At 60.0% G+C, this 11,723-nt stretch carries 11 protein-coding genes; 8 read left to right on the plus strand and 3 right to left on the minus strand.

The features are described 5' to 3' along the window. Positions 1 to 98: 98 nt before the first annotated feature. From rpsT to gyrB, 8 genes are all read left to right on the plus strand, one after another. On the plus strand, positions 99 to 371 hold the full coding sequence (rpsT, locus tag HOY34_RS20255) for a 30S ribosomal protein S20 (protein ID WP_172366260.1): 273 nt from the start codon (positions 99 to 101) through the stop codon (positions 369 to 371). 393 nt (positions 372 to 764) lie between these two features. Continuing rightward, positions 765 to 1,031 (plus strand): hypothetical protein, encoded by a 267-nt coding sequence (locus HOY34_RS20260; protein WP_172366262.1) that lies wholly within the window; start codon positions 765 to 767, stop codon positions 1,029 to 1,031. 15 nt (positions 1,032 to 1,046) lie between these two features. Then, complete coding sequence (gene dnaA, locus HOY34_RS20265; RefSeq protein ID WP_172366264.1) at positions 1,047 to 2,423, plus strand: chromosomal replication initiator protein DnaA; 1,377 nt, start codon at positions 1,047 to 1,049, stop codon at positions 2,421 to 2,423. A gap of 178 nt (positions 2,424 to 2,601) precedes the next feature. Then, positions 2,602 to 3,720, plus strand: a complete 1,119-nt coding sequence (gene dnaN / locus HOY34_RS20270; RefSeq protein WP_172366266.1) for a DNA polymerase III subunit beta — start codon at positions 2,602 to 2,604, stop codon at positions 3,718 to 3,720. 36 nt (positions 3,721 to 3,756) lie between these two features. Then, positions 3,757 to 4,848 (plus strand): DNA replication/repair protein RecF, encoded by a 1,092-nt coding sequence (gene recF / locus HOY34_RS20275; protein WP_172366282.1) that lies wholly within the window; start codon positions 3,757 to 3,759, stop codon positions 4,846 to 4,848. Next, entirely contained in the window at positions 4,845 to 5,273 is a 429-nt protein-coding gene (locus HOY34_RS20280; protein WP_172366268.1) for a VOC family protein, read from the plus strand. The genes recF and HOY34_RS20280 overlap by 4 nt, the downstream gene beginning before the upstream one ends. Before the next feature lie 4 nt (positions 5,274 to 5,277). After that, positions 5,278 to 5,898, plus strand: coding sequence for a LysE family translocator (locus HOY34_RS20285; protein WP_172366270.1), 621 nt, complete (start codon positions 5,278 to 5,280; stop codon positions 5,896 to 5,898). Positions 5,899 to 5,979: 81 nt separating this feature from the next. After that, the gene (gene gyrB, locus HOY34_RS20290; RefSeq protein WP_172366272.1) at positions 5,980 to 8,430 is read left to right on the plus strand and encodes a DNA topoisomerase (ATP-hydrolyzing) subunit B; all 2,451 of its coding nucleotides are present in this window, start codon (positions 5,980 to 5,982) and stop codon (positions 8,428 to 8,430) included. Positions 8,431 to 8,485: 55 nt separating this feature from the next. Here gyrB and HOY34_RS20295 read toward each other — a convergent pair whose 3' ends face one another. The 3 genes from HOY34_RS20295 to HOY34_RS20305 all read right to left on the minus strand — a co-directional run bounded on the left by HOY34_RS20295 (position 8,486) and on the right by HOY34_RS20305 (position 11,533). Continuing rightward, a complete protein-coding gene (locus tag HOY34_RS20295) occupies positions 8,486 to 9,721 on the minus strand; it encodes a saccharopine dehydrogenase family protein (RefSeq protein WP_172366274.1) in 1,236 nt (411 codons plus the stop codon). A gap of 56 nt (positions 9,722 to 9,777) precedes the next feature. Then, on the minus strand, positions 9,778 to 10,872 hold the full coding sequence (locus HOY34_RS20300; RefSeq protein WP_172366276.1) for a carboxynorspermidine decarboxylase: 1,095 nt from the start codon (positions 10,870 to 10,872) through the stop codon (positions 9,778 to 9,780). A gap of 136 nt (positions 10,873 to 11,008) precedes the next feature. Next, positions 11,009 to 11,533, minus strand: coding sequence for an alpha/beta fold hydrolase (locus HOY34_RS20305; RefSeq protein ID WP_366926994.1), 525 nt, complete (start codon positions 11,531 to 11,533; stop codon positions 11,009 to 11,011). Between the last annotated feature and the right edge of the window lie 190 nt (positions 11,534 to 11,723).

Below are 11,723 nucleotides of genomic sequence, written 5' to 3' on the forward strand. Positions count from 1 at the left end.
GGCATTTGTGATTCCCGTCCTCCGGGCCAGTTCTGGCCATATGGGCGGGGCCATTGGGTTTTGCGCGTTTACAGTTTGAAATCCGAAGGACAAAGCCCATGGCAAATACCGCCCAGTCGAAAAAACGCGCCCGTCAGGCCGATGCACGCTATGCCGTGAACAAAGCCCGTCGCTCGCGCATCCGCACCTTCCTGCGCAAAGTTGAAGAAGCCATCGCCTCGGGCGACCAGGCTGCTGCTGCTGCTGCTCTGAAAGCCGCTCAGCCCGAGCTGGCACGCGGTGTGACCAAGGGCGTTCTGCACAAGAACACCGTTTCCCGCAAAATCTCGCGCCTTGCGGCACGGGTGAAAACCACTGGCGCAACTGCCTGATTTTTGGCTGACGCCGGGCCCTCAGGGGCATGGAATAGGGGCGTGATCCTTCGGGATCGCGCCCTTTTCGTTGCCTGCACATCATTGTCGCATCTGTGTCGACTTCATGCAGCGGCAATTCAGCCAGGGAATCATACGGCGGGCAGAATCTGATTCCCGCGCCTGCGGTGATTCCCGGCTTTGAAAAGTGCTGAACCCACCCCCGAAAATAAAGTTCAGCTGATGCTTTGACCGTCTCGGGGCCGCATTGGCGCATGGTCAATCCAGTGCTTTCAGGGGCCTGCCGGGATTCGCTTGGCAGGACTCGCTGTCAAGCAAGTTGTTCAGTTGCATCGCCTGCTCACGGCTTGCTAGTTTGAGCCTGCGATTCACTTCGTCTTGGGGGACATGGTGTTGTCGCAGATCGGAAACCACATTCGACACTTTGGGCTGCCAGCCAATAAGATCGAAAATTCCGGTTTGCGCACAATGGGATGCGGCTTTTTTCGGCTGCCATCCTTTTCAGATCGGCTCAGTTTGCGCTGGCCGGTGTGCCTGTTCTTTCGCCCTGAAGCAGAGGCGCTGCGCAGTTCCGTTCCCGCGTCTCGCGGCGACCGTAACGATGCATCGGGTTTCGCGGATTTGGCCGTGCTGCATCCTGCAGTTCGGCCTGAGGATTGAGCAGGTCTGGTTAGAATGACGAATGACACTTGGGGGCAGATCCGTGAAGCGCTTATTCACCGGATCGGACAACACAATTACAAGACCTGGATCGAGCCGCTGCGCCTGTCGCATCTGAACGAAGGCGTCGCCTCTTTTGAGGTGCCGACGCCTTTCTTCGGGGATTGGGTGCAGCGCAATTACGCCGAACATATCCGCAATCAGCTGATCACCTCCGGCGCGCCGGTCGAGCGTCTTGAGTTTATCGCCGGCGTCAGTGCTGCCGAGACTGTCCGCCCGCGCAGCGCCAGCCAGGGGGCAGAGCCGGCAGCCCAACGTCAGGCCGTGCGCAACCGCGCTGCGGATGACGAGCTGCCAGGCGCACCGCTTGACGCCCGTTTCACCTTTGACAGCTTCATCGTCGGCAAACCCAACGAACTGGCCCATGCCGCCGCCCGCCGCGTGGCCGAAGGTGGCCCGGTCACCTTCAATCCGCTGTTCCTTTATGGCGGCGTTGGTCTCGGCAAAACGCACCTGATGCATGCGATTGCCCATGAGTTGCGCGAACGCCAGCCCGAGCTGAAGGTGCTTTATCTTTCGGCCGAGCAGTTCATGTATCGCTTCGTGCAGGCCCTGCGTGACAAGCAGGTGATGGATTTCAAATCGCTCTTCCGCTCGGTCGATGTGCTGATGGTCGATGATGTGCAGTTCATCGCGGGAAAAGACTCGACCCAGGAAGAATTCTTCCACACATTCAACGCCCTGGTCGATCAGAACAAGCAGATCATCATCTCTGCTGATCGCGCCCCCGGTGAAATCAAAGATCTTGAGGATCGGATCAAATCACGCCTGCAATGCGGCCTGGTGGTTGACCTGCATCCGACCGATTACGAGCTGCGCCTTGGCATCCTGCAGCAAAAGGCAGAGTTCTACCGTGGCCAGTATCGTGGCCTTGAAATCAGCCAGGGTGTGCTGGAGTTTCTGGCCCATCGGATCACCACCAATGTCCGTGTGCTGGAAGGCGCTCTGACGCGGCTGTTTGCTTTCGCCTCGCTGGTCGGACGTGAGATCACCCTGGATCTGGCCCAGGATTGTCTGGCCGATATTCTGCGGGCGTCGGATCGCAAACTTTCGGTCGAAGAAATTCAGCGCAAAGTGGCCGAACACTACAATATCCGCCTTTCTGATATGATCGGGCCAAAGCGGCTGCGCACTATCGCGCGTCCGCGCCAGGTGGCGATGTATCTCTCAAAGCAGCTGACCTCGCGTTCGCTGCCCGAAATCGGTCGCAGGTTTGGCGGCCGGGATCACACGACCATCATGCATGGCGTGAAAAAGATAGAAGAGCTGACCGCGACTGACAGCCAGCTTGCCGATGACATCCAGCTGCTCACCCGGCTTTTGCAAGGCTGAGCGCCCGATTTCCTGGAGGAAATCGTTCCGGAGTTTTGAAAAACTCCGGGGCGCGCGGTGTAAAGGCCTCTCGCTCTTGACGTGACAGGTAAACCTCCGCAAAATCGGGGAAAACAGGCAACCGGGTTTCCCGGACCGCTTTGTGCGCCCAGAATGTTGGGCAAGGGGATTTGGAAGAATGAAACTCTCGATCGAACGCGCCGCACTTCTCAAGGCACTTTCGCAGGCTCAGTCCGTCGTAGAGCGGCGCAACACCATTCCGATCCTCGCAAATGTGCTGATCGAGGCCGAGGGGGCGCAGGTCTCTTTCCGGGCAACCGATCTCGATATTGAGGTGGTTGACCGTGCCGATGCAATGGTCGAGCGGGCGGGCGCGACCACGGTCTCTGCTGTCATGCTGCATGAAATCGTGCGCAAATTGCCGGATGGGGCGCTGGTAAACCTGACCGAGGACGGGGCCTCTGGCCGCCTTTCCATCGCAGCGGGCCGTTCTAACTTCAGCCTGGCGACGCTGCCGAAAGAAGACTTTCCGGTTATGGCCTCGTCGGAATATACGACCAATTTCTCGGCCCCTGCCAGCGACTTGCGTCGTCTCTTCGACAAGGCAAAATTCGCGATCTCGACTGAGGAAACCCGCTATTATCTGAACGGCGTCTACCTTCACGTCTCGCAAAGCGAGGATGGGCCGGTTTTGCGCGCTGTCGCCACCGATGGTCACCGCCTTGCCCGCATTGACGCGCCGCTGCCCAATGATGCGGGCGAAATGCCTGGCGTCATCGTGCCGCGCAAGACCGTGAATGAGCTGCGCAAGCTGCTGGATGATGATGAGGCGAAGATCGCAGTCTCGGTCTCGGAAACCAAGATCCGCTTTGCGACCCCCGCGATCACGCTGACCTCAAAGGTCATCGACGGCACGTTCCCCGATTACACCCGGGTTATTCCTCAGCAGAACACCCGCCGCCTTGAGGTTGATGCCAGCGAGTTCGCGAAGGCCGTTGACCGTGTGGCGACTGTTTCTTCCGAGCGTTCGCGTGCCGTTAAACTTTCGCTGGATGAGGATCGCCTGGTCCTCTCGGTCAATGCGCCTGATAGCGGTGCGGCAGAAGAGGAACTCGCCGTCGCCTATGCTGATGAGCGGCTGGAAATCGGTTTCAACGCGAAATACCTGCTGGAGATTGCCAGCCAGGTTGATCGTGAGAATGCGGTTTTCCTGTTCAACACCTCGGGCGACCCGACTTTGATGCGTGAAGGTAATGACACCTCTGCCGTCTATGTCGTCATGCCGATGCGGGTCTGATCCGGGCTCAGTTCTGGACATATGAAAGGCCGGGCTTTGGGCGGGCTATTGGTTAACGCGCTGAGCCTCTCGCATTTTCGCAGCCATCGCGGGCTGCAGCTTGAATTTGACGGCCGACCTGTTGCGATTTCCGGTGCGAATGGTGCCGGAAAAACCAATATCCTTGAGGCGGTTTCCCTGCTTTCGCCAGGTCGCGGCCTGCGCGGGGCGAGCAGCGAGGAATTCATCCGTCGCCCCGAGGCCATTGGCTGGAAGATCAGCGCCGAAGTCACCGGGGCGGGGGGCTATCATCAGCTGGAAACCTGGGCGGAGCCCGCCAGCCCGCGCCAGGTCAGGCTGGATGGGAAGGCTGCAACCCAGCTTGCCCTGGGTCAGGTGATGCGGGTTTTGTGGCTGGTGCCAACAATGGACCGGCTTTGGACCGAGGGGGCCGAGGGGCGACGGCGTTTTCTGGATCGCATGGCGCTGTCGTTCTTTCCCGACCATGCCGAGGCGGCGCTTTCCTATGAAAAAGCAATGCGCCAGCGCAATCGGCTGTTCCGAGATGAGGTCACCGATCCGCATTGGTATGGCGCGTTAGAGGCGCGCATGTCTGAGACCGGGGCGATCCTGGCTGCCAATCGCACCGCCGTTTTGCAGCGTCTGACCCAGGCCCAGGAGGGGGCGGTCTCGGCCTTTCCCCGGGCCGAACTGACGCTTAGTTTCCCCGAGGGCGATGGTGGCGCCGATCTTGCCCAGGCGCTGGCGGCCTCGCGCAGGCGCGACATGGCGGCGGGGCGGGCGCTGATTGGCCCCCATCGCGCCGATCTTGAGGCAATCTACAGCGCCCGTGGCGTTCCCGTGGCCCTTTGCTCAACCGGAGAGCAGAAGGCGCTGCTGATCTCGCTGATCCTTGCCAATGCGCGGGCGCTGGCGGCGGATACCGGCTTTGCGCCGATCCTGCTGCTGGATGAGGTCGCGGCGCATCTGGATGCCGGGCGGCGGGCGGCGCTTTATGATGAGATCTGCGCTTTGGGGGCACAGGCGCTGATGACGGGCACCGATGCCTCGCTGTTTGACAGCCTGGGAGATCGGGCGCAGACACTGATTGTCGCAAATGAAAATGGCCAGTCAAAGGTGAACCAATGACACCCCAACGCGTTACCCTGATCACTTTGGGGGTGGCAGATCTGGCCCGCGCCCGCGCCTTTTACCAAAGCCTCGGCTGGCAAGAGCATGGCGAAAGCCAGCCGGGCATTGCCTTTTTCCAGATTAACGGCCTGGCGCTGGCGTTGTTCGCCGCAGATTCTCTGGCTGCCGATCAGGGCCGGGCGGGCGAGAGGCTGGGCACAGGCGCGGTGACGCTTGCGCAGAATTTCGCAACCGAGGCTGAGGTCGATGCTGCCTTTGCCGCCGCCCTCGCCGCCGGAGGTGTGGCTTTGAAAGCGCCGGAAAAGGTGTTCTGGGGCGGATATTCCGGCTATTGGGCCGACCCGGATGGCCATGTCTGGGAAGTTGCGATGAACCCCTACTGGCCGCTGAACGCCGATGGCAGCCTGACATTGCCGGGCTGATGCGATGACCGTAACGCTTTGGCAATTGATGGTTTATGCGGGCGCTATGGCGGCGCTTTGGGCGGTGCCGGGGCCGGTCTGGGTGGCGCTGCTGGCGCGGGCCCTGTCTGGCGGCTTTGCGGCGGCCTGGCCGCTGGCGGTGGGCGTGGCGCTTGGCGATCTGGCCTGGCCCTTTGCCGCCATCATGGGGATGAGCTGGATCCTCAGCCAATATGGCGGCTTTCTTGATGTGCTGCGCTGGCTGGCGGCGGCGATCTTCCTGCTGATGGGGGTGCTTTTGCTGAGGTCGGGCGGCGGGGCGATCGCGGGCGACAGCCGTCTGACAAAGCCCGGCCTCTGGGCGGGGTTCACCGTCGGTATTGCGGCAGTGGTCGGCAATCCCAAGGCGATCCTGTTCTATATGGGGGCGCTGCCGGGGTTCTTCCCGATTAACCAGCTGAATGGCTGGGATATCCTGGCGATTACTTCGATTTCGGCCTTTGTGCCGATGCTGGGAAATCTGGGCCTTGCGCTGTTTCTTGACCGGGCGCGGGCGCTCTTGCAAAGCCCGGATGCGCTGCGCCGGCTGAACATCGCGGCGGGGATCATGCTGATCGGTGTAGCCCTGCTTATCCCCTTTCTCTGACTACAAAATCTTGTGGCAGATGGGTGACATTCCCCCTCTGAACCGCTATAAATCGCGGGCAATCTGAGGGGTTACCAGACTATGGCTGAAGAAGCCCGCAAGCCCGCCGATTACGGCGCCGATTCCATCAAAGTTCTCAAGGGGTTGGAGGCTGTTCGCAAACGGCCCGGCATGTATATTGGCGACACCGATGACGGCTCTGGCCTGCATCACATGGTCTATGAGGTCGTCGATAACGGCATCGACGAGGCGCTGGCTGGCCATGCGACCGAGGTCGTGGTGACGATCCATGAGGATGACTCGGTTTCGGTGCGCGACAACGGCCGTGGCATCCCGGTGGGCATTCACCCTGAAGAGGGTGTTTCTGCGGCCGAAGTCATCATGACCCAGCTGCATGCGGGCGGCAAATTCAACAATACCGATGAGGGCGGCAACGCCTATAAGGTCTCGGGCGGCTTGCACGGGGTTGGCGTTTCGGTGGTGAACGCGCTGTCGGAATGGCTGGATCTGACCGTCTGGCGCGACGACAAAGAGTATAAGGGCCGTTTTGAGTTCGGCGAATGCACCACCCACGTCTATGAGGCGGGCCCAGCACCGGGCAAACGCGGCACGCAGGTGCGGTTCCTGGCCTCTGCCAAGACCAACCGCGAAGATGGCACCTTCTCGAACCTGGAATACAGCTTCAAGACGCTGGAACATCGCCTGCGCGAGCTGGCCTTCCTGAACTCCGGCGTCCGGATCGAGCTGAACGACCTGCGCGGCGCAGAGCCTCAGCATGTCGAGATGTTCTATGACGGCGGTGTGCGGGAATTCGTGAAATATCTCGACCGCTCAAAACAGGCGGTGATGCCCGAGCCGATCTATATGGTCGGCGAGCGGAACGGCATCGGCGTTGAGGTGGCGATGTGGTGGAATGACACCTATCACGAAAACGTCCTGCCCTTTACCAACAATATCCCGCAGCGTGACGGTGGCACCCATATGGCGGGCTTCCGGGGTGCGCTGACCCGCTGCGTCACCGCCTATGCCCAGAGCTCGGGGATCGCGAAGAAAGAGAAGGTCGACTTTACCGGCGATGACGCCCGTGAAGGGCTGACCTGCGTCTTGTCGGTCAAGGTGCCGGATCCGAAATTCTCCAGCCAGACCAAGGACAAGCTGGTCTCATCCGAGGTGCGGCCTGCGGTCGAGAACCTGGTGAACGAAAAGCTCTCGGAATGGTTTGAGGAAAACCCCGCGATCGCCAAGGTGATCGTTGGCAAAATCGTCGAGGCTGCACTGGCCCGCGAGGCCGCCCGTAAAGCGCGCGAGCTGACCCGGCGCAAGACGGCGATGGATGTTAACTTCCTCGCCGGAAAACTGAAGGATTGCACCGAAAAAGACCCGTCGAAATCCGAAGTTTTCCTCGTCGAGGGTGACTCGGCCGGCGGCTCTGCCCAGACCGGGCGTGACCGTAAGAACCAGGCCATCCTGCCGCTTCGTGGTAAGATTCTGAACGTGGAACGTGCCCGTTTTGACAAGATGCTGTCCAGCCAGGAGATCGGCAATCTGGTGATGGCGCTTGGCACCGGGATCGGCCGCGACGAGTTCAATATCGGCAAATTGCGCTACCACAAGGTCGTCATCATGACCGATGCCGACGTGGACGGCGCGCATATCCGCACCCTTTTGCTGACCTTCTTCTTCCGTCAGATGCCAGAGCTGATCGAAGGCGGCTATCTCTATATCGCGCAGCCGCCGCTTTATAAGGTTTCGCGCGGCAAGTCTGAGGTCTATCTGAAAGACCAGGCAGCGCTGGATGATTACCTTGTAGAACAAGGCATTGAGGGCGCTGTCCTGCGGCTTGCCAATGGTGAAGAGCTCGCCGGGGCAGACCTTGCCCGCGTGATTGAAGGTGCCCGGCAGTTCCGCCGCATCCTTGACGCCTTCCCGACCCATTACCCGCGCCCGATCCTGGAACAGGCGGCGCTGGCCGGTGCCTTTGATACGGGTGCCGCCGATCATGACCTGCAGGCGGTGGCCGATCAGGTGGCCCAGCGGCTTGATATGGTGGCCGCTGAATATGAGCGCGGCTGGTCCGGCCGTATCACCCAGGACCACGGCATCCGGCTGTCGCGCATTCTGCGTGGCGTCGAAGAGCTGCGCACCCTGGACGGCGCGGTCCTGCGCTCGGGCGAGGCCCGTAAGCTTGCGCAGGCGGCGGCCAGCCACCGGGACGTCTATCGCAAACCTGGTAAACTGGTGCGTAAGGATCGTGAACAGCTGATCCATGGCCCGGTTGATCTGCTGAAGTCGATTTTCGCTGAGGGCGAGAAGGGCCTGTCGCTGCAACGCTATAAAGGCCTGGGCGAGATGAACCCGGAACAGCTGTGGGAAACCACGCTGGACCCTGAGGCCCGCACGCTGTTGCAGGTAAAGATCGATGATGTTGCCGAGGCCGATGACATCTTTACCAAGCTGATGGGCGATGTGGTCGAACCGCGGCGCGAATTTATCCAGCAAAACGCGCTGTCGGTTGAAAACCTCGATTTCTGATCTTTGAACGAAAAACCCCCGCGAAGCACTGGCTTCGCGGGGGTTTCTTTACGTTTCAGTAGCTAAGCAGCCTGTCGCCATCCTTATCAACGATCCGCGACGGCAAGCCGATTTCGTTAAGAAGATTGATAAAAGGCTTGGGATCCAGCTCTTCGGCATTAACCATGGTGCCGACATCCCAGGTGCCCTCGGCAATCAAAAGCGCTGCTGCAACCGGCGGCACACCTGCCGTATAGCTGATGCCCTGGCTGCCAACCTCTTCAAATGCCTCTTTGTGATCGGCGGTGTTGTAGATCATCACCTCAACCGGCTGGCCGTCTTTCTCGCCTTTGACGAAATCTGCGATCAGGGTTTTTCCGGTATAGCCCGGGGCCAGTGTCGAGGGGTCCGGCAGGACGGCCTTAACGACTTTCAGCGGAACAACTTCAAGACCCTCTGCGGTGATCACGGGTTGCTCTGACAAAAGTCCCAGATTTTTCAATACGGTAAAGACATTGATGTAGTGGTCGCCAAAGCCCATCCAGAAACGGATATCCGCATTCGGATAATTCGCCGCCAGGCTGTGCACCTCATCATGGCCAGACATATAGGCCTTTTGCGGGCCGACCACCGGCAGATCCCAGGTCTTGCCGATCTCGAACATCTTGTTTTCCTGCCAGGCACCGCTCTGCCAGGAATAGACCGTTCCGGTAAACTCACGGAAGTTGATTTCCGGGTCGAAGTTGGTCGCAAAATATTTGCCGTGGCTGCCGGCATTGATGTCGACGATATCGATCTCGGTAACTTTGTCCATCATATCGGCCGCCGCACGCGCCCAAACGTTAACCACGCCCGGGTCAAAACCGATGCCCAGAACCGCGGTCACGCCTGCGGCCTTGCAGGCCTCGCGCTTTTTCCACTCGTAATTGCCATACCAGGGCGGCGTCTCGCAGATCTTAGTCGGATCTTCATGAATTGCGGTGTCAATATAGGCCGCGCCCGTCGCAATACAGGCGTCCAGAACCGTCATATTCACGAAAGGCGAGCCCACATTGATCACAATCTGAGCGTCGGTTTCGCGGATCAGTGCCGCGACCGCATTGCTGTCCATCGCGTCGACCGCATGGGCGTCAAAGCGGCCAACCACCTTCATAGCGCCTTTTTCATGCACAGAGGCGATAATCGCCTCGGCCTTCGTCCTGGTGCGGCTGGCGATATGCAAATCCCCCAGGCGGTCATTCAACTGCGCGGCCTTATGGGCCACCACTTGCGCGACGCCACCGGCGCCAATGATCAACACGTTGCGTTTCATGGGGAAACCGCCTCCTCGGAAGGTTGGGAAGGGGGGACTGTTGAACCTGGGCCGTTTCAGCCCAGACTGTCCCGGTAATCGGCATAGCCGAATTCGCGTGCGACGGTGAGTGAGCCATCCACCTCTTTCACCACGATGGACGGCATTTTCACGCCGTTGAACCAGTTTTTCTTAACCATGGTGTAACCAGCCGCATCCGGAATCGAGATGCGATCCCCGATCTGCAGCGGCTGTGCAAAACCATATTCGCCGAAGATATCACCGGCGAGACAGGATTTTCCGCAGACCATAAAGCGGTGCGGGCCAGTATCATCCATGCGGGCACTTTCGCGGTAGATCAGCAGGTCCAGCATATGCGCCTCAACCGAAGAATCGACGATGGCAAGATCTTTGCCATTGTTCAGAACGTCCAGCACCGTCACCTCAAGCGAGGTCGTATTGGTGATCGAGGCCTCACCTGGTTCAAGAAAGACCTGGACGCCAAAACGGTCCTGGAAGATCCGCAGACGTTCGGCCAGGGCCTTCAGCGGGTATCCTTCGCCGGTAAAATGGATGCCGCCGCCCAGGCTGATCCATTTCAGCCGCCGCAGCAGTGGGCCGAATTCCTCTTCGATCCGTGCCAGCTGACGGTCGAACAGGTCGAAATCCCGGTTTTCGCAATTGTAATGGATCATGAAGCCGGAGATCCGATCCATCACCCGTTCAATTTTGCTCTGGTCCCATTCGCCCAGCCGCGAGAACGGCCGCGCCGGATCCGCGAGGTCAAAACCCGAGGTGGAAAAGCGCGGGTTCAGCCGCAATCCGCGCTGGATCTGGGCGGACTGATTGTCAAACCGCTCCATCTGGCTGATCGAATTGAAGATGATCTTATCGGCGTAAGAAACCGCCTCTTCGATCTCATGATCCGCCCAGCCTACCGAATAGGCGTGGGTTTCTTTGCCGAATTTCTCACGCCCCAGCCGCAGCTCGTAAAGCGAGGACGAGGTGGTCCCGTCCATATGCTGCGCCATCTGGTCAAAGACCGGCCAGGTCGCAAAGCATTTCAGCGCCAGCAGACATTTTGCGCCCGACAGCGTGCGCAGCTCGTCCATGATGGCCATATTGCGGGCCAGTGCAGTACGATCGATCAGATAATAGGGCGTCTGGATCATCGAATCCCCCCGGTTTCAGCAGAGAACCAACGGCCACAGAGGCCAGGATGGCCCATGTAGGGCCGCCGCCCCCCTGATGCAAGCATCATCCGCCTGCTTTGACCGCGCCAGGTAACCCCTGGATGACAGATTTACGTCATTTTAAGGTAAACCAGTCCCAGGCGTCGGCCGCAATTCCGGGGCCAGCGTCGTAAAACCAGTGATCATGGCCGGCGATCACCAGCAGATCCGTGGGGTGACCCGCCGCCGCCAATGCCTCTGCCGAGGCACGCACCGCCGCCAGTGGGAACAGGTGATCATTGTCGCCGATATAGATGCGCAGCGGCAGTGCGGTCTCTGGCTGCGCGACCGGCGTGACGGTGCCCGCATGCACCGCAACCGCGGTAACACCCTCGGGTGGCGCTGCCGCCAGCTGCAGTGCGAAACTTGCCCCTGCAGAATGCCCGAATATCAACACCTGCTTTGGGTCAATCGGATAGAGCAGCGCTGCGGCCGCCAACACAGCCTCCAGGAACTCGGTCCCATCACGGGTGTCCGACCATCCCTTACTGTTCAGGGCATCCGGCGCCAGCAAGACCAGATCCCTGTCCTCCGCGATGCCCTGCCAGGGGCGGATCATGTCGCGGCCAGTGCGGCCCGACCCGTGCAGCAAAAGAACCACCGAAGCCGGCGCCGAGGTCTCTGCGCCATTGTATGACCACCAGCTTCGCTTTGCCCCCTTTAGCAGGTCGCTGAAATAGTCGCTCCGCCGGGAAGTTTTCCTGTTCCGGCCGCCAAGAGCCTGGCGCTTGTAGCTGTTCTGGTGGTCGCGTAGGCCCTGCCGAGTTCCATGCTCAGGCGGCGATCAGCCT

This window comes from Pseudogemmobacter hezensis (genome assembly GCF_013155295.1).
In the GTDB taxonomy this organism is placed as follows: Bacteria; Pseudomonadota; Alphaproteobacteria; order Rhodobacterales; family Rhodobacteraceae; genus Pseudogemmobacter; species Pseudogemmobacter hezensis.

Bases quoted from the DNA above. Each gene is read 5' to 3' on its own strand.
- HOY34_RS20285 (WP_172366270.1), top strand. From the start codon at position 5,278: ATGACCGTAACGCTTTGGCAATTGATGGTTTATGCGGGCGCTATGGCG.
- rpsT (WP_172366260.1), top strand. From the start codon at position 99: ATGGCAAATACCGCCCAGTCGAAAAAACGCGCCCGTCAGGCCGATGCA.
- gyrB (WP_172366272.1), top strand. From the start codon at position 5,980: ATGGCTGAAGAAGCCCGCAAGCCCGCCGATTACGGCGCCGATTCCATC.
- dnaA (WP_172366264.1), top strand. From the start codon at position 1,047: ATGACGAATGACACTTGGGGGCAGATCCGTGAAGCGCTTATTCACCGG.
- HOY34_RS20280 (WP_172366268.1), top strand. From the start codon at position 4,845: ATGACACCCCAACGCGTTACCCTGATCACTTTGGGGGTGGCAGATCTG.
- HOY34_RS20300 (WP_172366276.1), bottom strand. From the start codon at position 10,872: ATGATCCAGACGCCCTATTATCTGATCGATCGTACTGCACTGGCCCGC.
- HOY34_RS20295 (WP_172366274.1), bottom strand. From the start codon at position 9,721: ATGAAACGCAACGTGTTGATCATTGGCGCCGGTGGCGTCGCGCAAGTG.
- dnaN (WP_172366266.1), top strand. From the start codon at position 2,602: ATGAAACTCTCGATCGAACGCGCCGCACTTCTCAAGGCACTTTCGCAG.